18 protein-coding genes are annotated in these 19,259 nt (G+C 69.7%); 11 read left to right on the top strand and 7 right to left on the bottom strand.

Annotated features, from left to right (window positions below; genetic code table 11):
• Positions 1 to 6: 6 nt before the first annotated feature.
• From IE317_RS19935 to IE317_RS19925, 3 genes are read left to right on the top strand one after another with little or no spacing between them, the layout of a single operon-like run.
• Positions 7 to 1,239 (top strand): ABC transporter permease, encoded by a 1,233-nt coding sequence (locus IE317_RS19935; RefSeq protein WP_191312296.1) that lies wholly within the window; start codon positions 7 to 9, stop codon positions 1,237 to 1,239.
• Positions 1,239 to 1,628 carry a cytidine deaminase gene (locus tag IE317_RS19930; RefSeq protein WP_191312205.1) on the top strand — a complete coding sequence of 130 codons (390 nt, stop codon included), beginning with the start codon at positions 1,239 to 1,241 and terminating at the stop codon, positions 1,626 to 1,628. Before IE317_RS19935 ends, IE317_RS19930 begins: the two co-directional genes overlap by 1 nt.
• Complete coding sequence (locus IE317_RS19925) at positions 1,625 to 2,908, top strand: thymidine phosphorylase (protein WP_191312203.1); 1,284 nt, start codon at positions 1,625 to 1,627, stop codon at positions 2,906 to 2,908. The genes IE317_RS19930 and IE317_RS19925 overlap by 4 nt, the downstream gene beginning before the upstream one ends.
• Before the next feature lie 184 nt (positions 2,909 to 3,092).
• Here IE317_RS19925 and IE317_RS19920 read toward each other — a convergent pair whose 3' ends face one another.
• Positions 3,093 to 4,217, bottom strand: coding sequence for a PA containing protein (locus IE317_RS19920; RefSeq protein ID WP_191312201.1), 1,125 nt, complete (start codon positions 4,215 to 4,217; stop codon positions 3,093 to 3,095).
• A 213-nt stretch (positions 4,218 to 4,430) separates the two neighbouring features.
• Between IE317_RS19920 and IE317_RS19915 the strand changes: the two genes are divergently transcribed.
• Both IE317_RS19915 and IE317_RS19910 read left to right on the top strand, forming a co-directional pair.
• On the top strand, positions 4,431 to 5,525 hold the full coding sequence (locus IE317_RS19915; RefSeq protein WP_191312199.1) for an adenosine deaminase: 1,095 nt from the start codon (positions 4,431 to 4,433) through the stop codon (positions 5,523 to 5,525).
• A 101-nt stretch (positions 5,526 to 5,626) separates the two neighbouring features.
• On the top strand, positions 5,627 to 6,823 hold the full coding sequence (locus IE317_RS19910) for an MFS transporter (RefSeq protein ID WP_191312197.1): 1,197 nt from the start codon (positions 5,627 to 5,629) through the stop codon (positions 6,821 to 6,823).
• A gap of 148 nt (positions 6,824 to 6,971) precedes the next feature.
• Here IE317_RS19910 and IE317_RS19905 read toward each other — a convergent pair whose 3' ends face one another.
• Complete coding sequence (locus IE317_RS19905) at positions 6,972 to 8,240, bottom strand: primosomal protein (protein WP_191312195.1); 1,269 nt, start codon at positions 8,238 to 8,240, stop codon at positions 6,972 to 6,974.
• 151 nt (positions 8,241 to 8,391) lie between these two features.
• Between IE317_RS19905 and IE317_RS19900 the strand changes: the two genes are divergently transcribed.
• On the top strand, positions 8,392 to 10,896 hold the full coding sequence (locus IE317_RS19900) for a DEAD/DEAH box helicase (RefSeq protein ID WP_191312193.1): 2,505 nt from the start codon (positions 8,392 to 8,394) through the stop codon (positions 10,894 to 10,896).
• An 8-nt stretch (positions 10,897 to 10,904) separates the two neighbouring features.
• Here IE317_RS19900 and IE317_RS19895 read toward each other — a convergent pair whose 3' ends face one another.
• Entirely contained in the window at positions 10,905 to 11,480 is a 576-nt protein-coding gene (locus IE317_RS19895) for an NADPH-dependent F420 reductase (protein ID WP_191312191.1), read from the bottom strand.
• 67 nt (positions 11,481 to 11,547) lie between these two features.
• On the opposite strand from IE317_RS19895, the gene IE317_RS19890 reads away from it, so the two are divergent.
• Complete coding sequence (locus IE317_RS19890) at positions 11,548 to 11,874, top strand: winged helix-turn-helix transcriptional regulator (RefSeq protein ID WP_191312189.1); 327 nt, start codon at positions 11,548 to 11,550, stop codon at positions 11,872 to 11,874.
• Here IE317_RS19890 and IE317_RS19885 read toward each other — a convergent pair.
• Positions 11,762 to 12,415 carry a hypothetical protein gene (locus IE317_RS19885; RefSeq protein WP_229902801.1) on the bottom strand — a complete coding sequence of 218 codons (654 nt, stop codon included), beginning with the start codon at positions 12,413 to 12,415 and terminating at the stop codon, positions 11,762 to 11,764. The two genes, IE317_RS19890 and IE317_RS19885, sit on opposite strands and share 113 nt — an antisense overlap.
• A gap of 153 nt (positions 12,416 to 12,568) precedes the next feature.
• On the bottom strand, positions 12,569 to 13,558 hold the full coding sequence (locus tag IE317_RS19880; protein ID WP_191312187.1) for a sugar-binding transcriptional regulator: 990 nt from the start codon (positions 13,556 to 13,558) through the stop codon (positions 12,569 to 12,571).
• Between the two features lie 129 nt (positions 13,559 to 13,687).
• On the opposite strand from IE317_RS19880, the gene IE317_RS19875 reads away from it, so the two are divergent.
• From IE317_RS19875 to IE317_RS19860, 4 genes are read left to right on the top strand one after another with little or no spacing between them, the layout of a single operon-like run.
• Entirely contained in the window at positions 13,688 to 14,692 is a 1,005-nt protein-coding gene (locus tag IE317_RS19875; RefSeq protein WP_191312185.1) for a zinc-dependent alcohol dehydrogenase family protein, read from the top strand.
• The gene (locus tag IE317_RS19870; RefSeq protein ID WP_191312183.1) at positions 14,679 to 16,019 is read left to right on the top strand and encodes an ABC transporter substrate-binding protein; all 1,341 of its coding nucleotides are present in this window, start codon (positions 14,679 to 14,681) and stop codon (positions 16,017 to 16,019) included. Before IE317_RS19875 ends, IE317_RS19870 begins: the two co-directional genes overlap by 14 nt.
• Positions 16,019 to 16,951 (top strand): carbohydrate ABC transporter permease, encoded by a 933-nt coding sequence (locus IE317_RS19865; RefSeq protein ID WP_191312181.1) that lies wholly within the window; start codon positions 16,019 to 16,021, stop codon positions 16,949 to 16,951. Before IE317_RS19870 ends, IE317_RS19865 begins: the two co-directional genes overlap by 1 nt.
• On the top strand, positions 16,948 to 17,781 hold the full coding sequence (locus IE317_RS19860; protein WP_191312179.1) for a carbohydrate ABC transporter permease: 834 nt from the start codon (positions 16,948 to 16,950) through the stop codon (positions 17,779 to 17,781). The genes IE317_RS19865 and IE317_RS19860 overlap by 4 nt, the downstream gene beginning before the upstream one ends.
• A gap of 44 nt (positions 17,782 to 17,825) precedes the next feature.
• Here IE317_RS19860 and IE317_RS19855 read toward each other — a convergent pair whose 3' ends face one another.
• Together IE317_RS19855 and IE317_RS19850 are read right to left on the bottom strand one after the other, a co-directional pair.
• Complete coding sequence (locus tag IE317_RS19855; protein ID WP_191312177.1) at positions 17,826 to 18,020, bottom strand: ferredoxin; 195 nt, start codon at positions 18,018 to 18,020, stop codon at positions 17,826 to 17,828.
• Between the two features lie 37 nt (positions 18,021 to 18,057).
• Positions 18,058 to 19,257 carry a cytochrome P450 gene (locus IE317_RS19850; protein WP_191312175.1) on the bottom strand — a complete coding sequence of 400 codons (1,200 nt, stop codon included), beginning with the start codon at positions 19,255 to 19,257 and terminating at the stop codon, positions 18,058 to 18,060.
• Positions 19,258 to 19,259: the final 2 nt, after the last annotated feature.

The following is a 19,259-nucleotide window of genomic DNA, read 5'->3' as shown; positions in this document are numbered from 1 at the left end:
TCGACCATGCCGGTGCAGCAGCGCCGCCGGGGCCGGATCCCCGGCTGGCTGCGCGGCGTGATCTGGGCCGTGGTCGCCATCGCGGTCATCTCGACGGCGTCCTACTCCACCGGCGTCGCCGCACTGACGTCGTCGAACACCGCTTCGACGGCGTTGCGCCTGGCGTTGCCGATCCTGCTCTGTGCGCTGGGCGGCCTCTGGGCCGAACGCGCGGGCGTGGTCAACATCGGGCTCGAGGGCATGATGATCCTCGGGACCTGGGGCGCCGCCTGGGGTTCGTACAACGGTGGCGTGTGGGCCGGACTGATCGCCGCGATCGTCTTCGGTGCCCTCGGCGGGCTGCTGCACGCGGTGGCGACGGTGACGTTCAACGTCAACCACATCGTCTCCGGTGTCGCGATCAACCTGCTCGGACTCGGTGTCACCAAGTACCTGGCCAACCTGATCTTCGCGCCGATCTCCGGCAACCCGCGGCAGTCGCCGGTGGTGCCGAAGTTCGACACCTACTCGGCGACGTTCCTCTCGGACTGGCTGGGTGACCTGGAGAAGCAGCAGCGCGTCGGCATCTCCGACGTCGCCGGCATCCTGCGCGGGCTGGTCACCGAGGTGGCGCCGCTGACGATGCTCGCGATCATCCTGGTCCCGGTGAGCTTCTGGATCCTCTGGAAGACCCGGTTCGGCCTGCGGCTGCGCTCGTGCGGCGAGAACCCGGTGGCCGCCGAGTCCCTCGGTGTCAACGTCTACCTGCACAAGTACGTGGCCGTGATCATCTCGGGCGCGTTCGCCGGCATGGGTGGTGCTTCGCTGGTGCTGCTGCGCGGCGGCGCGGACTACCTGGAGAACCAGACGAACGGCCGCGGGTACATCGGCCTCGCGGCGATGATCTTCGGCAACTGGCGGCCGGGCGGCCTGCTCGGCGGGGCGGCGCTGTTCGGCTACGCGGACGGCCTCCAGCTCGCCGGCGGCGGGGAAGCGGTGCTCGCGCTGCTGTACGGCGCGGTGATCCTGGTCGCCGTGATCGTCGTCGTGCAGTTGTTCCGCCGCCAGTGGATCGCGGCCGGGCTCGGCGTCGTCGGCGCGGGCGTGCTGTACGCGATCTACTGGGCCAACGACACGCTGCCGTCGGACCTGATCCCGTACACCGCGCACTTCGTGACGCTGATCGTGCTGGCCGTGGCTTCGCAGCGGCTGCGGCCGCCGAAGGCCGACGGGCAGCCGTACCGACGGGGTGAAGACTGATGTCCACAGTAGACTGGGATGCGCTGCGTTCTCAGGCGATCGAAGCGGCTTCCCATGCGTACGCGCCTTATTCGGGCCTGCACGTGGGGGTGGCCGGGATCGTCGACGACGGCCGGGTCGTGACCGGGTGCAACGTCGAAAACGCTTCCTACGGGCTCGGGCTGTGCGCCGAGTGCACGATGGCCGGGCAGCTGCGGCTGTCCGGCGGCGGGCGGCTGGTCGCGGTGGCCTGCCGATCCGGCGCCGGTGACCTGCTGATGCCGTGCGGGCGCTGCCGGCAGATCCTGTTCGAGCTGGGCGGGTCTTCGTGCCTGGTGGACACTCCGCGCGGGGTGCTGCCGATGTCGGAAGTCCTGCCGGACGCCTTCGGCCCGGACGACCTGCCGTGAGCGCGTTCGCGGCGGTCGACGTCATCCGGACGAAGCGGGACGGTGGCACACTGTCCGACGAGCAGATCGACTGGGTCATCGACGCCTACACCCGCGGATCGGTGGCCGAGGAGCAGATGTCGGCGCTGGCCATGGCGATCTTCCTGCGGGGGATGACCTCGGCCGAGATCTCCCGTTGGACGCGCGCGATGATCGCGTCCGGCGAGCGGCTGTCTTTGGACGTCTCGCGGCCGACGGTGGACAAGCACTCGACGGGCGGGGTCGGCGACAAGATCACGCTGCCGCTGGCGCCGCTGGTGGCGGCGTGCGGTGCGGCGGTGCCGCAGCTGTCCGGCCGCGGGCTTGGGCACACCGGCGGCACGCTCGACAAGCTGGAGTCGATCCCCGGCTGGCGGGCGGCACTGTCCACTTCGGAGATTCAAGCGCAGCTCGAGGACGTCGGCGCGGTGGTCTGCGCGGCGACGTCCGGGCTGGCCCCGGCGGACAAGAAGCTGTACGCGCTGCGGGACGTCACCTCGACCGTGGAGTCGATCCCGCTGATCGCGAGCTCGATCATGAGCAAGAAGATCGCCGAGGGCGCGTCCGGGCTGGTCCTGGACGTGAAGTTCGGGTCGGGCGCGTTCATGAAGTCCCTTGAGCAAGCCCGCTCACTGGCTGCTGCGCTGACGTCGATCGGCGCCGACCACGGCGTCCCGACGACGGCGCTGCTGACCGACATGAACGTCCCGCTGGGGCGGGCGGTCGGCAACGCGGTGGAGGTCGCGGAGTCGGTCGACGTGCTCCAGGGCAGCGGGCCGGCGGACGTGGTGGCGCTGACTCTCGCCTTGGCGCGGGAGATGCTGGCCCTCGCCGGTCTCGACGTGGACCCGGAGCCGGTGCTGGCGTCGGGGGAGGCGTACGAGGTCTGGTGCCGGATGATCTCGGCCCAGGGTGGCGACCCTTCGGCGGCGCTGCCGGCACCTGCGCACGTCCACGTCGTCGAGGCGCCTTCGTCGGGCGTGCTGGCTTCGCTGGACGCGTACGCGGTGGGTGTCGCGGCGTGGCGGCTGGGCGCGGGCCGGGCTCGCAAGGAGGACCCGGTCCAGGCGGCGGCGGGCATCCTCTGCCTGGCCAAGCCGGGGGACACGGTCTCGGCCGGCGACCCACTCCTGGAGCTGCACACGGACACCCCCGACGCGGTCCCGACAGCCCTGGCCGCGCTTGAGGGCGGCTTCACGATCGCCGACTCGGCCCCCGAGCCGGGCCCGATCGTCGTGGAGACGATCCGCGCCGAGATGTGACGATCGTCGCGACGATGATCACCCGATCGAGTGGTGACCACTGTCGCTGAGGGAGCCGGAGCCCCCCGAAACTGTCGGTGGGGCTCGGTAGGCTGGAAGACGGGGGGCGGAGGCCCGCCCTCCCCTCCGAGCATGAAGAAGGCCCCCGCCGGCGAACCGGTGGGGGCCTCTTCGTGGTGCTGGGTTACTCCGCGGCTTCTTCCGCGCCCTCGCCCGTCTTGGCCTTGGCGTCGGCCGGCTTCGGCGCGCGGCCGTTGCGCGAGCTGCGGCGCGGCTGGCGCGGGGCCGGCGGGGGCGGGGCGATCTGCTGGACCGCCGGGCCGCCGCCGAGCATCAGCTCCGCGAACGTCGCCATCGCCTCGTCGAGCTGGCCGCCGATGCGGCGGACGCTCTCGTCGTTGCTCTTGCGGACCAGCGAGTCCACCGAGTCGGTGTCCGGCTGCTTCGACAGCGTGCCCTCGACCTTGGCCAGGCCGCTCTTGAGCGCGCCGTCGAGGTCGCCGATGCCGGAGAGGAAGCCGTCCTCCACCTTGTCGAGGCGGGAGGCCAGGTCGTCGAGGCGGGTGGTGACCGTCTCGAGCCGGTTGCCCAGGTTCTCCAGCCGGTCGGACGCGTCGATCATCTCGCCGGTCTCGGTCAGCGCGACCTTGAGCGCCTCGGTGTTGGCGTCGATCCGCTCGTGCGTCGTGCGGCCCAGCTCGCCGACCCGCTCCTGCGTGACGCGGCTCAGCTCGTCGACCTTGCTCCGCAGCTCGTGGTCGGTGGCGTCGATGCGCTCGCGCAGCGTCGCCTCGGCCTGCTCGATCCGCTCGCGGACCGGGCCGTGCACCGACTGCGGGAGCGACTCGAGCTTCGCGTCCTGCTTGTCGAGGTGGCCGCCCAGCTCGTCGAGCCGGCGGTGGATGTTCTGGAGCTTGTCCTCGAGCCCGTCCATCCGGCCCGCGACACCCTCGAAGCGCGCGGCGACGCCGTCGAGGCGGCCGTCGAGCTGCGCGAAGGGCTTGGCGAGCTTGTCGACGATGCTCTCGACCGCGCGGGTCAGGGCGGCGATCGCCGCGTCCTGGGCCTCGAGGCGCGACATCGTCTCGTCGAGGCGCTCGGCGAGGACGCTGACCTCGGTGCGGTCGGGCATCTCGGACAGCCGCTTGCGGACCGCGCCGAGCGAGTCCACCGGCGCGAGGCGGGCGTAGATGTCGTCGAGCGCGTCGAAGATCTGCTGCTGCTCGCTCTCACGCACTTCGGCCGCGCGCACCAGCATGTTGCGCATCCGGTCGAAGGACGGGGCGGCAATGTGGTTGTCAGTGGTCACTGCTGTGTGTCCTTCGTCGGCGGGGAAATGGAGGGACGTGCCACGAAGCTTATCGATTGCAAAAATTGCTGTCTGTATGGCCCCCGTGAAGAGGCTATTGCGGAGGCTGCCCCCGGATGGCCGATTCGGGACATGATCCTCGACGCTGAGGGTTAGCCCGAGCCTGAGAGTTACGGCCATGTAGGGGAATGACAACGAGGTTACCGTTGGGGGATGCCTGACGAAAGCCCTGTTCTGCCCACCGAGACACTCCGCCGCGCACCCAAGGTGCTGCTGCACGACCACCTCGACGGCGGCCTGCGCCCGGCGACCGTCGCCGAGCTCGCCGACGCGACCGGTTATGCCGGTCTGCCCACTTCCGACCCGGCCGAGCTGGGCAGCTGGTTCCGCCGGGCGGCCGACTCCGGCTCACTCGTCTCCTACCTCGAGACGTTCGCCCACACCTGCGGGGTGATGCAGACGGAGGAAGCGCTGGTCAGGGTCGCCGCGGAGGCGGTGGAGGACCTGGCCGCCGACGGCGTCGTCTACGCCGAGGTGCGCTACGCACCGGAGTTGTTCGTCGAACGCGGTCTGTCACTCGATGCGGTGGTCGAGGCCGTCCAGGCGGGGTTCACGGAGGGCACTCGCCGGGTTGCCGCGAACGGCGGCACCATCCGCGTCGCGACGTTGCTCTGCGCGATGCGCCAGCACGCCCGGGCGCTCGAGATCGCGAACCTGGCCGTCCGCTACCGCGACGCCGGCGTGGCCGGGTTCGACATCGCCGGACCCGAGGACGGATTCCCCCCGACCCGCAATCTCGACGCGTTCGAATATCTGCGTCAGAACAATGCGCACTTCACCATTCATGCGGGTGAAGCTTTCGGTTTACCTTCCATTTGGGAAGCGATTCAGCACTGCGGCGCCGAGCGGCTCGGGCACGGCGTGCGCATCGCCGAGGACATCAAGACCGACGCGGACGGCACGGTCCACCTTGGACGGTTGGCCGCGTACGTCCGCGACCGCCGCATCCCCCTGGAGATCTGCCCGACGTCGAACGTCCAAACAGGTACGGTCCGGTCGATCGCCGAGCATCCCATCGGCCTGCTCGCCAAGCTGCGCTTCCGGGTGACCGTGAACACGGACAACCGGCTGATGAGCGGATGCACGATGACCAGCGAATTCGCCGTGCTGCACGAGACGTTCGGCTATGGTATCGACGACTTCCGCTGGTTCACCATCAACGCGATGAAATCCGCGTTCATCGATTTCGACGCCCGGCTCGCGCTGATCGACGACGTCATCAAGCCCGGCTACGCCGCGCTCGCCTGACCCTCCCCGCTTAGGACCGCAACGCGCTTGCGGTCCTTAGCCATGCCAACTATCGTTCACCATGTAGGAACAACTTCTCATTATTTGAGACGGTGGAGAAGATGGCGCAGGTCGCGGGCAGTCCGGTTCACGCGAATCCACGGCGTTGGCTCATTCTCGCGCTCGGTCTCGCCGCGCAGACCGCGAGCTGCTCGTTCCTCTACGGCCTCCCGTTCCTGGTCCCGGCCATGCGCGCGGTGGAGGGGCTGACGCTGGCGGAGGCCGGCACGGTCGTCGCGGCGCCGAGCATCGGGTTGTTGTTCACCCTGATCGTGTGGGGCGCGGCTGCGGACCGTTACGGAGAGCGCCTCATCATGGCCCTGGGCCTGGGCATCTCGGGGTTACTCCTGGTGTACGCCGGGATAGGAAGTCACCCGGTCGGGCTGCTCTTTGGGGTGTTTTTGGCGGCCGGCGCCTGTACGGCTTCGGTGAACGCGGCGAGCGGTCGCGTCGTGATGGGCTGGTTCGCCAAGTCCGAGCGCGGCGTGGCGATGGGGATCCGCCAGACGGCCCAGCCGCTCGGCGTCGGCGTCGCCGCGCTGGGCCTGCCGCCGCTGGCCGAGCACTTCGGCTTCCGGGCGGCGGTCCTGCTGCCGGCCGGGCTGGCGATCCTGGTGGCGCTGCTGGTGGCCTGGCTGGTGACGGACCCGCCGCGGCCGCCGCGCGCGCCTCACTCGGCGGGCGCTTCTCCGTACCGGCACGCGGCGCTGTGGCGGGTGCACGGGGCGAGCGCGCTGCTGGTGGTGCCGCAGTTCGCGGTGTCGGCGTTCGCGCCGGTGTACCTGGTGGCGGTGCAGCACTGGAGCCCGTTGGCGGCGGGCTGGTACCTGGCGGTGGTCCAGGTGCTCGGCGCCGGGGGCCGCCTGGGGTCGGGCTGGTGGTCGGACCGGGTGGGCAGCCGCCTGCGTCCGATGCGGATTTTGGCGGTCTCGAGCTGCCTGGTCATGCTGCTGGTGGCGCTCGGCGACGCGTCCTGGCCGTGGCTGGTGCTGCTGGCGCTGGCGTTGGCGGGGGTGATCACGGTGGCGGACAACGGCCTGGGCTTCACGGCCTCGGCCGAGCTGGCGGGCTTGGCGTGGTCCGGGCGGGCGATGGGAACGCAGAACACGGCCCAGAACATCGCGGCCTCCCTGACCCCGCCGCTCCTGGGCCTGGTGATCGGCGACAGCCGGTACGCCCTGGCGTTCTGCGTGGCGGCGGTGTTCCCGGCCCTGGCGGTGCTGGTGGTCCCGGTCCGCGTGGAACACCCGGAGCCCTGATGCCCGCCGGCTCACGCGAGATGCCCGCCCAATCACACGTGATGCCCGCCGGCTCACGCGTGATGCCCGCCTGAGCACGGGCCGACCGTACCCGGACACGGCGAAGGCCGCCTCCCCGACCACGGGAGGCGGCCTTCGGACGCGAAACTCAGGCGACCGTCAGGCGGTTCTCGAAAGTTTCGACGAGCTTCCGCCACGCGCTCTGCTCCGCGTCGAACGGCGCCGACGGCTCGAGGCGCGTCGGGTCCGGGCGCAACACGAAGGACACCAGCCAGCCCAGGCTTTCGTTGCCCGCCAGTGCCGTCTCGGCCGAGTCGTCGCCCGCCCAGTCCGCCGCGTCCGTGATCAGCTCGACCGCCAGCTCCAGCTGGGTCGGGTCGATCGCGTCCGGGCCCTCCGCGATGTCCGCGTCCAGGCCCGTCAGGACGTACGTGTTCTCCGGGTCGACCTCGATCTCGAGCTCGCCCGCCGTCGCCTTGGCCAGCACCTCGTCCCACGTGGACACGTCCGCGAGGTCCGTGTCGGCCAGGTCCTTGCCGTCCGCGAGGGCGCGGGCGAGCGCGCCCGTCGAGGTGAACACGTCGATCTCGCCCTCGCTGCCGAGGAACACCGGCTCGTCCTCGAGGTAGCAGCGCAGCGTGTAGTACTCCGCGCCGGACGTGATGATCTTGATGGGGTCGATGCCGACCTCGGCCCAGAAGCCGACCGGGCCCTCTTCTTCTTCCTCGTCCTCCGCGCCATCCGAAGAGTCGAGGGAATCGATGACCTCGAGGTCCTCTTCGCCCTCGGCGCCGGCTTCAGCCTCCGCGGACTCCTCGTGGAACGCGGCCAGCTCCTCGGCCGTCTGCTCCAGCACCTTCTCGTCGACCTCCGGCTGGGTCACCAGGCCGTCGATCGCGTCGAGCACGGTGTCCCACTTCTGCGACACCGTCTCGGACAGGTCGTTCCACACCTGCACGCCGACACCGCCGGTGAACGGCAGCGTGCCCTGGTCGAGCAGCGAGAAGCCCTCGGTCGAGTCGAGGATCTCGTGGACCTCCTCGAGGTCGCAGACGTCGGCGAGCGACCGCACGATGCCGACGATCTCCGCCAGCTCCGCGATGTGCCAGACGTCCGGCTCCTCGGCGACCAGCTCCGGCACGCCCACGAGGTCGTACGTGTGGTCTTCGTCCGGGATCAGCTCCGGCACGTTCAGCGACGGCACCGCGTCCCACGCCGGGTGGTCGAGCAGGTCGTGCCGCTCGGACGTGCGGACGAAGGCGGCCAGGTGAGCTGCGTCGGCGAAGGCGTACAGGTCGTCCTCGTCGCCGAGGAAAGCTTCCCACTCCTCGCCGTCTTCCCGCCAGCGCGGCGCCCACAGGGTGACGACGTCGCCCTGCGGCAGGCCGAGTTCGATCGGGATGATGTCCTGTGCCATTCCTAAGCCCTCCGGAGTACCGCCCGTGTGCGCGCGGGACCGGAAGTATCACCCGGTCGACGCGCGGTACCGCGAAGCCTACGGGTTTCGCACTCGCGATGCGATCGCCCCTGCCGACTTTGCGACGAGCGGATGGCACGATAGGTGCCTGATGACTCTCACCGACCTCCTGCCTGCGGATCCCGACCCCGACGCCCTCTTCGAAGCCTTCACCACCTGGACGGCCGAACGGGGCATCGAGCTGTACCCGGCGCAGGAGGAGGCGGTGATGGAGGTCGTCTCCGGATCGAACGTCATCCTTTCGACGCCGACCGGCTCCGGGAAGAGCCTCGTCGCCGTCGGCGCGCACTTCACCGCGCTCGCCCAGGGCCGCCGCAGCTACTACACCGCGCCCATCAAGGCCCTCGTCTCGGAGAAGTTCTTCCAGCTCATCGACATCTTCGGCGCGGACAACGTCGGGATGATGACCGGCGACTCGAGCGTCAACCCGGACGCGCCGATCATCTGCTGCACAGCCGAAATCCTGGCGAACATCGCGTTGCGGTTCGGGGCCGACGCGCCCGTCGGGCAGGTCGTGGCCGACGAGTTCCACTTCTACTCCGAGCCCGACCGCGGCTGGGCCTGGCAGGTGCCGCTGCTCGAGCTGCCCAGGGCCCAGTTCGTCCTGATGTCGGCGACCCTGGGCGACGTCTCCTTCTTCGAAAAGGACCTCACCCGCCGCACCGGCAAGCCGACCGCCGTCGTCACGTCGGCGCAGCGCCCGGTCCCGCTCACCTTCCGGTACGCGCTGACGCCGTTGCACGAGACGATGTCCGAGCTCTTGAACGGTGGTCAAGCGCCGGTCTACGTCGTGCACTTCTCGCAGGCCGCGGCCATCGAGCGGGCGCAGACGCTGATGAGCATCAACGTGACGTCGAAGGCGGAGAAGGAGGCCATCGCCGAGCTGATCGGCGACTTCCGGTTCGCCGCCGGCTTCGGCAAGACGCTCTCGCGGCTGGTCCGCCACGGCATCGGCGTCCACCACGCCGGGATGCTGCCGAAGTACCGCCGATTGGTCGAGACCCTGGCCCAGTCCGGGCTGCTCAAGGTGATCTGCGGGACCGACACGCTCGGCGTCGGCATCAACGTGCCGATCCGGACGGTCGTCTTCTCGGCGCTCACCAAGTACGACGGCGTCCGCCAGCGGCACCTCAAGGCCCGCGAGTTCCACCAGATCGCCGGCCGGGCCGGGCGCGCGGGGTACGACACCGACGGCTACGTCGTCGTGCAGGCCCCCGACCACGTCGTCGAGAACGCCAAAGCCCTCGAGAAGGCCGGCGACGACCCGAAGAAGAAAAAGAAGATCGTCCGGAAGAAGGCGCCCGAGGGGTTCGTCAACTGGACCGAGAGCACGTTCGACCGGCTCATCGCGGCCGACCCCGAGCCGCTGACGTCCAGCTTCAAGGTCACGCACTCGATGCTGCTGAACGTGATCTCGCGGCCGGGCAACGCCTTCGACTCGATGCGGCACCTGCTCGAGGACAACCACGAGGACCGCGCGTCGCAGCGCAAGCTGATCCTGCGCGCCATCGCGATCTACCGCGCGCTGCTCGCCGCCGGCGTCGTGGAACGACTGTCCGAACCGGACGAACAGGGCCGGATCATCCGGCTCACCGTCGACCTGCAGTTCGACTTCGCGCTCAACCAGCCGCTTTCGCCGTTCGCACTGGCCGCGATCGAGCTGTTCGACCTCGAGTCGCCGAGCTACGCGCTCGACGTCGTGTCCGTTGTGGAATCCACAGTGGACAACCCGCGCCCGGTGCTTTCGCAGCAGCAGTTCAAGGCCCGCGGCGAGGCCGTGAACGCCATGAAGGCCGAGGGCATCGAGTACGACGAGCGGATGGAGCTGCTCGAGAGCATCACGTACCCGAAGCCCCTCGAAGAGCTGCTGCAGGGCGCGTTCCACAGCTACCGGCAGGGCCACCCGTGGGTCGCCGACTACGAGCTGTCGCCGAAGTCGGTCGTGCGGGACATGTACGAGCGCGCGATGAACTTCGTCGAGTACATCGGCTTCTACCAGCTGGCCCGGTCCGAAGGGCTGGTGCTGCGCTACGTCGCCGACGTCTACGACGCGCTGCGCCACACGGTCCCGGACGAGGCGAAGACCGAAGCGCTGCAGGACCTCATCGAGTGGCTCGGCGAGCTGGTCCGGCAGGTCGACTCGAGCCTGCTGGACGAGTGGGAGGCGCTGCGCCACCCGACGGAAGAAGGCCCGGTGTCGCACCGCCCGCCGGAGCCGCCGCCGGCCGTCACCCGCAACGAGCGCGCGTTCCGCGTCCTGGTGCGCAACGAGCTGTTCCGCCGGGTCGAGCTGTTCGCGCGGCGGGCATGGTTCCCGCTCGGCGAACTGGACGCGGGCAGCGGCTGGGACGCGGATGCGTGGCAGGAAGCGATCGAGGACTACTTCGAGGAGTACGAGACGCTCGGCACCGGCCCGGACGCGCGCGGCCCGCAGCTGCTGATGATCGAGCAGCAGCCGGACGTCTGGAAGGTGCGCCAGATCTTCGACGACCCGGCGGGCGACCACGACTGGGGCATCAGCGCCGAGGTCGACCTGGCCGCGTCGGACGAAGCCGGGGTGGCGGTCGTCCGGGTGACCGAGGTGGGCGCGCACTAGCGGTCCTCTCAGCCCAGCGGGGTCAGGATCGCCTGCGCGTCTTCGCCGGCGAACCACAGCCCGATGACGAACGCCGCGGTCGCTTCCAACAGGGCCGCCCGGTCCAGGCCGCCCGCGTGGACCGGGTGCGCGCCGATGTCCCGGACCAGCGTGCTGACGGCGTCGAGCGCTGCCGGGTCGTCGCCGCACAACGGGACCGACAGCGGGCGGCCGCCGAACACCGGCGGGGTCATCCGCCAGACGTCGACGTGCGCGAGGTTGAACGCCTTCACGACGTGGGCTTCGGTGATGATCCGCGACGCCACCGGTGTACCGGTAAGGGAAGGATCGTTGGTGCAGTCCACCAGCACCTTCCCGGCGAGCGGGCCCGCCTCGGCGAGCACCTCGCCGATCGCGGCCGCGGGGACGGCCAGGAGCAGCACGTCGGCGAAAGCGGCCGTCTCGCGCCAGGTTCCGGTCGCGGCGCCGAGCCGCCCGGCCAGCGGACCGGGATCGGACCGGCCGCTCACCATGAGGTCGTGGCGTGCCCACTGCGTGCCGAGCGCGTCCGCCATCCCGCCCGTGCCGAAGATCCCGATCCGCATGCGTCCTCCTTGTGCTTGGCTGTACCAGCACGACGGTAGGAACCCCGGAAGGAACCGAACGGTAACCATGGACTTCCTCGCGGACTGCCGCACGCGGCTCGCCTTCGACCTGGTCGCCAACACATGGAACCCGGTGGTGCTGTGGGCGTTGCGCGACGGCCCGCAGCGGCACGTCGACCTGCGGCGCACGATCGGCGGCATCAGCGCGAAGGTGCTCACGGAAACCGTGCGGCGCCTGGAGTTCGACGGTCTCGTCGAGCGGCGCGAAGGCGCGTACGCGCTTACGCCGTTGGGCTCGACGCTGCTGGAGCCGATCGAGGGGTTCGGGCGGTGGGCCGCTGAGCACGCCGACGACGTCGTCGCCGCTCAAACCCGAGCAGAACGATCAGCATGACCAGCTCCGCCAGGGGCGACGGGAAACCGAGGGCGAGCCCGGCGGCGACGTCGGCGACCGGCGCGGCGATGCCCGCCACGAACACCCAGGTCGGCGCGGCGGGCGGCTTCGCCGCGGGGGACCACGGCGTCTTCTTCCACGGCTTCGCGACCGAGAGCCACGCTTGGAACGCCAGCGCGCTCGCCATCAGCGACGCTCCGGCGATCTGCGGCCAGGCGACGGTGCCGGTGTCCGCCGACTCGCGCAGCGCGGGGGAGAGCAGGAAGATCCCGGCGTAGAGCTGGATCAGCGTCAAGGCGAACTTCGTGAGCACCCACCAGTGCCGGAAGTAGCCCCACGCCGTGGCGCCGGCGAGCAGGAGGCCGGTGAAGGCGGAGACGTTGGCCATCGGGGCGAGCAGGACGGAGTCGAGCCGGTCGGCCCACGCGGGTGCGCCCGACGACATCAGGACGACGAGGGCGAGGGCCTGGCTCATCCAGGCGACCGACGAAACGACGTGCAGCCAGACGACGGCCTGGCGCCAGCGGGGAGAAGTCTTCACGGGTTCCAGGCTCGCCGAGCGGCGGTGCGGGCACATCGGGCACGACCCGGGCTTCGTCCCGGAGCCGGCGAGGCCGCGCCTACCCCCAGCGGAGTACGCGGCCGCGACCGCCGTACGCCCCGGGTTGTCGTGAGTGGTGAAGCGGGTAGAACCCTACTTGCCACTCACGACGGGGTTCTTGGCGGCCAAGGCGAGAAGGGGGACCGCGGCGGCCGCGTCGGTGATGAGCGTGGAGACCATGCCTGAGCGGAGGACCGCGTCGACCGCTGCCGCTTTCGGGCGGCTGTAGCCGAGGGCGATCACCTCCGGGACCGCCATCAGCTCTTCGTGGCTGATCGCCAGGACGTGGTGGGCCAAGCCGGTGGAGAGAGCGTTTCCCGACGCGTCGAAGAGGCGAGCCGCGACCTCCGCCGTCGCCCCGCGGGCCGCGATCGCCGCGCGCTCGGCTTCGTCCAGGGCGTCGTACACCGTCGACTCGCCCGGCTGCCAGGCGCCGATGCTGACCACCGCCTTGGTCAGGTTCTTGAACTGGCCGAACGTCTCCGCGATCCCCGGCTGACGCCGCAGCGTCTCCGTCGTGCGGCGGTCCGGCAGCACCAGCGGGCCGAAGATCGGGTACGCGTCCCCGCCGGACACCGAGGTCACGCGGCTGACCGTCTCCACCGAGCGGCCGCGCATGTCCATCCCGGCCTGCACCCCGCAGAGCTGGACGATCGGGCAGCGCGGCAGCGACCGCACCGCCTCCGCCATCGCGTTCACCGACCGCGCCCACGACAGCCCGATGACGTCCGACGGGACCGCGATCTCCTCCAGCAACCGCGCCGCCAGCGAGCCGATCTTCGCCCGGACGACCTCCTTCGGCTCCCGCTCGGTTGAGCGTTCGAGCACCAAAGCGCGCTTCAGGCCGTACGCCGAGCGCACCTCGTCCGACAGCGCCAGGTCCACCGGCGCCGGCAGCGAGAACTCCACCCTGACCAGGCCGGACTCCATGGCCGTGTCGAGCATTCGCGCCACCTTGAACCGGCTGACGCCGAACTCGCCGGCAATCTCCAGCTTGGAGCGTCCCTGCACGTAGAAGCGCCGGGCGACGGTGGCGAGCAGCATCGCTTCAGTGAGCGAAGCGCTCTTACGAGATGCGCTCATCTGAGCATAATAGCGCGAAATCCAGCCGAAAGGTTGACGTAATACCGACTTCATACCTGTAATGCCTTCACATGTTCTCGACGCGATAGGTCACTGTTGCTCATATGAGCGGCGAGGAAGGGGTAAGGCATGCGTGCCGCCATCGTCGACCGGCCCGGTGAGATCAGGGTCGGCGAGGTGCCCGATCCGAAACCCGGGGAACGTCAGGTCGTCGTCAAGGTCGGAGCGTGCGGCATCTGCGGCACCGACCTGCACATCGCGGACGGGCACTTCCCGCCCACCCCGTACCCCATCGTCCCCGGGCACGAGTTCGCCGGGGAGATCGTCGAGCTCGGCGCGGACGTGCCGGGCGAGTGGAAGGTCGGCGACCGCGTCGCCGTCGACCCGTCGTTGTTCTGCGGCTACTGCGGCCCGTGCCGCGCCGGCCACGGCAACCTCTGCGCGAACTGGGGCGCCACCGGCGACACCGTCAACGGCGCCTTCGCCGAGTACGTCGCCGTCCCGTCGTCCACCTGCTACCGCATGCCCGACGCGATGACGTGGGAACAGGGGGCGCTGGTCGAACCCGTTTCCTGTGCCGTGCACGGCGTCCGCCGCGTCGGTGTCGAGGCCGGCGAACGCTTCCTCGTCGTCGGCGCCGGCACCATGGGCCTGATCATGCAGCAGCTGCTGCAGCGTTCGGGCGCGCAGGTCACGGTGGTCGACCGCAACGAAGCCCGGCTGCCCCGCGCGCAGGCCCTCGGCGCGGTCGCCACCGCGGCCGATGTGAAAGACCTGAACGACGAGAAGTTCGACGTCGCCGTCGACTGCACCGGCGCCGCTCCCGCCATCGAAGCCGCCTTCGACGCGATCCGCCGCGGCGGACGGCTGCTCGTCTTCGGCGTCGCCCCGGCCGAAGCCCGCGTCGCGCTTTCGCCGTTCCGCATCTACAACGACGAGATCACCGTCGTCGGCTCGATGGCCGTGCTGCACAGCTTCGGCGCCGCCCTCGACCTGGTCGCGAGTGGCGCGATCGACACGGACGCGCTGCTCACCGACACCCTGCCGCTCGAGCAGTACCCCGAGGCGCTGGCCAAGATGCGCAGCGGCGCGGGCCTCAAGGTGCAAGTCCTCCCCGGAGGTGGCCGTGCGTAAGCTCCTGACCCTCTTCGCGGCGACGTCGCTGCTGGTCACCGGCTGCGCGGGCGCCGGCTCGCTCGGCACCGGCAGCAGCACGCTCGTCATCGCGATCGTGTCCAACCCGCAGATGAAGGACGCGATCGCGCTCGCGCCGGAGTTCGAGAAGGCCACCGGCATCGGGCTGAAGTTCGTGTCCCTGCCGGAAAACCAGGCCCGCGCGAAGATCACCGCGTCGACCGCCACCGAGGGCGGCGAGTTCGACGTCGTCATGATCAGCAACTACGAGGCCCCGCAGTGGGCGGCCAACGGCTGGCTGGAGAACCTCGAACCGCACATGGCGTCGACGCCGGGCTACGACGAAGGCGACTTCATCCCCAGCATCAAGACGTCGCTGTCGTACCGGAACCAGATGTACGCGGTCCCGTTCTACGGCGAATCGTCGTTCCTGGCCTACCGCAAGGACCTCTTCGAGAAGGCCGGGCTCACCATGCCGGCCAAGCCGACGTGGCAGCAGATCGCCGACTTCGCCGCGAAGCTCGACGACAAGGCCAACGGCGTCGCGGGCATCTGCCTGCGCGGCAAGCCCGGCTGGGGCGAGAGCCTCGCGCCCTTCACGACGGTGGCCAACACCTTCGGTGCGCAGTGGTTCGACCAGGGCTGGAACGCCAAGCTGACGTCGCCGGAGTTCACCGAGGCCGCGAAGTTCTACGTCAACCTCATCCGCGAGCACGGCGAGGTCGGCGCCTCCAGCGCCGGGTTCTCCGAATGCGGCACGCGCTACACCCAGGGCAACGCGGCGATGTGGTACGACGCGACGGTCATGGCGGGCACCAACGAAGACCCGTCGAGCAGCAAGATCGTCGGCAAGTCCGGCTACGCGCCCGCGCCGGTGGTCAAGACCCAGGCCAGCGGCTGGCTCTACACCTGGGCGCTCGGCATCCCGAAGGTGGCCAAGGACAAGGACGCGGCCTGGAAGTTCATGGCCTGGATGACCGACAAGGCGTACGTGCAGAAGGTCGGCCACACCTACGGCTGGAACCGCGTCCCGCCGGGCGTCCGCCAGTCGACGTACGCGATCCCCGAGTACGCCGACGCGGCGAAGGCGTACGCGAAGCCGACGTTGGACGGCATCGCGGAGGCGAACCAGCAGAAGGTGATGGCGAACCCGGTGCCCTACCCCGGCATCCAGTTCGTCGGCATCCCCGAGTTCCAGGACCTGGGCACCCGGGTGAGCCAGCAGCTGTCGGCCGCGATCGCCGGCCGCGAATCCGTCGAAGACGCGCTGAAGCAGTCCCAGGACTACGCGCAAACCGTGGGTGACTCCTACAAGGCGGTGCAGTGATGTCCACGCTCTCGGTATCCACCCCGACGTCCACTTCGCACGCGAAGGTCGAGGAGAAACGCGGCCTGAGCACCGCGGCCAAGCGGCGGCTGCCGCTGCTGCCCGCGCTGATCTTCGTCATCGCGGTGACTCAGCTGCCGTTCCTGCTCACCGTGTTCTACTCGTTCCAGTCGTGGAACCTGGTCCGGCCCGGCTCTCGGCACTTCGTCGGCCTGCAGAACTACGTCGACGTCTTCAGCGACACGACGTTCCTGGTCGCGCTGCTCAACACGGTGCTGCTGACCGTGGTGTGCGTGTTCGTCGCGCTGCTGCTCGGCCTCGGCCTGGCCATCCTGCTCGACCGCAAGTTCCTCGGCCGCGGCGTCGTCCGGACGCTGCTGATCACGCCGTTCCTCATCCTGCCGGCGGCGGGCGCGCTGCTGTGGAAGACGACGATGTTCGACCCGACCTACGGGCTGCTGCACTTCGTCTTCGGCACCGACGTCGACTGGCTTTCGGAGTTCCCGCTCGCGTCGGTGATGGCCCAGATCGTGTGGCAGTGGACGCCGTTCATGATGCTGCTCATCCTGGCCGGCCTGCAGAGCCAGGCCAAGGACGTCCTCGAAGCGGCCAATGTGGACGGTGCGGGCCGGTGGCGGACGTTCGTCTCGATCACGCTGCCGCACCTGTCCCGGTTCCTGCAGCTGGCGACGCTGCTGGGCGCGATCTACATCGTGAACAGCTTCGACGCGATCTTCCTGATGACCCAGGGCGGCCCGGGCACGGCGAGCACCAACCTGCCGTACTACATCTACCAGCGCGCGTTCGAGGGCTTCGACGTCGGCCAGTCGTCGGCGATGGGCGTGGTCGTGGTCATCCTGACGATGATCGTCGCGACCTTCGCGCTGCGCCTGATGTTCCGGACGTTCTCGGTGAGCGGAGGGATCAAGTGACCACGGTGGCGCCCCGCAAGCGGGCTTACGGCAAGGGGTCGCTGACCGTCGCGACCTGGGTGATCGCGATCCTGTTCGTCTTCCCGCTGCTGTGGATGATCCTCACGGCCTTCAAGCAGGAGGCGGACGCCTACACGGACCCGCCGAAGCTGTTCTTCACCCCGACGTTCGAGCAGCTCGGCAACGTCCTGAGCGGCGGGTTCCTGCCGTACCTGTCGAACTCGGCGTTCGTGACCATCCTGTCGACGGTGCTGGTGCTGCTCTTCGGCGTCCCGGCGGCGTACGCGCTGTCGCTGGCGCCGGTGAAGGGCACGTCGAACGCGCTCGGGTTCTTCCTGTCGACGAAGATGCTCCCGATCGTGGCGGCGATCATCCCGCTGTACGTGATCTCGCAGAACACCGAGCTGCTCGACACGGTGTGGGCGCTGGTCATCCTGTACACGTCGATGAACCTGCCGCTGGCCATCTGGATGATGCGGTCGTTCTTCCTCGAGGTGCCGCACGAGATGATCGAGGCGGGCCGCATCGACGGCGCCAACCTGCCGACGCTGCTGCGCAAGATCATCATGCCGGTGGTCGCGCCCGGGATCGCGGCGACGGCGTTGATCTGCGTGATCTTTTCGTGGACGGAGTTCTTCTACGCGGTCAACCTGACGGCGGCGCGGGCGGGCACGGTCCCGGTGTTCCTGGTCGGCTTCATCACCAGCGAGGGCCTGTACTGGGCGCAGCTTTCGGCCGCGGCTCTGCTGGCTTCGCTGCCGGTGATGATCGTGGGGTGGATCGCTCAGAACCACCTGGTCCGCGGCCTCTCCATGGGCGCGGTCAAGTAACGCCGAAGGCCACCTCGAGCCGGCTCGAGGTGGCCTTCGCGCGGTCACTCCTGGAGGGAGAGGGCCTGGCTGGGGCAGATGTGCACCGCTTCGCGGGCCTTCTCGACCAGTTCGCCCTCCGGCTGGTCGTTCAGCACGATGACCGTGCCGTCGTCCTCGCTCTGGTCGAACAGGGCGGGCTCGGTGAGCACGCACTGACCGGCGCCGACGCACTTGCCGGTGTCCGCGATGATCTTCATGGTCCTTCTCTCCTGTGGTGGGATGGCAGTTCGTTCTCTACCAGGTCACCGGCAGCCGGTACAGGCCGTAGATGTTCGCGTCGTCCTTGAACGGGAGTTCGTCGACGTCGGCGGCCAGCGCGAGGTCCGGGATCCGGCGGAACAGCGTGTCGAAGACGATCTGCAGTTCCATCCGGGCCAGGTTCTGGCCGAGACACTGGTGCGGCCCGAAGCCGAACGCCACGTGGTGCCGCGCGCCGCGTTCGATGTCGAGGGTGTCCGGGTCGTCGAACGCGCGCGGATCACGGTTCGCCGCGTATCCCAGCGCCAGGACGCCCTCGCCCGCGCGGATCAGCTGCCCGCCGACCTCGATGTCCTCGACGCACAGGCGAGCCGTAGCCGCGTCGACGATCGTCCAGTACCGCAGCATCTCCTCGACGGCGTCGAGCGTCTTGCCCGGGTCGGCCTTGATCATCGCGAGCTGTTCGGGGTTGCGCAGGAAGGCCACGGTGGACAGCGAGATCATGTTCGCCGTCGTCTCGTGGCCCGCGACCAGCAGCAGGAACCCCGTCGCGGCCAGCGACTCCCGCCGGTAGGTGCCCTCTTCGCGGAGCTTGACGATCTGCCGGCCGAGCAGGTCGTCCGGCGGGTTCGCCTCCTTCTTCGCGATGAGGTCCGCCATGTACTCGCGGATGGTGTCGAACGCCGCCCGCCGCTCTTCGGGCGGGGTCGCGCGCTTGATCAGCTTCGCCGTGTGGGTCTGGAAGAAGTCGTGGTCGGCGTACGGGACGCCGAGCATCTCGCAGATGACCAGCGACGGCACCGGCAGCGACAGCGCCTCGACCAGGTCACCGGGCTTCGGGCCGGCCAGCAGCGCGTCGATCCGGTCGTCGACGATCTCCTGGATCCGCGGCCGCAGCGCTTCCATCCGGCGCACGGTGAACTCACCGAGCACGGCCTTGCGGGCCGGGCCGTGCTCGGGCGCGTCCATGGTGATCATGGTGCGCTCGTCGCCCTGGCGCCGGAACCCGCCCTTGACCAGCTGCGGGAAGTCCGGGTGCTGGCGGTCGGCGCTGAAGCGCCGGTCGTTCAGCACGGTCCGGACGTCCTCGTGCCGGGTGACCACCCAGGCGTCGCCGCCGTCGGGCAGCCGGACCCGCGAGACGGGCTCGCTCTCGCGGATCTCCTCGTACGCCGCAGGCGGCGCGAACGGGCACGTGCGGGTCATCGGGAATTCGCGTTCTTCGACGGTCGTCATGG

It is taken from the genome of Amycolatopsis bullii, assembly GCF_014654205.1.
GTDB lineage: Bacteria > Actinomycetota > Actinomycetes > Mycobacteriales > Pseudonocardiaceae > Amycolatopsis > Amycolatopsis plumensis.
This window is presented reverse-complemented; position numbering and strand designations above follow the sequence as displayed.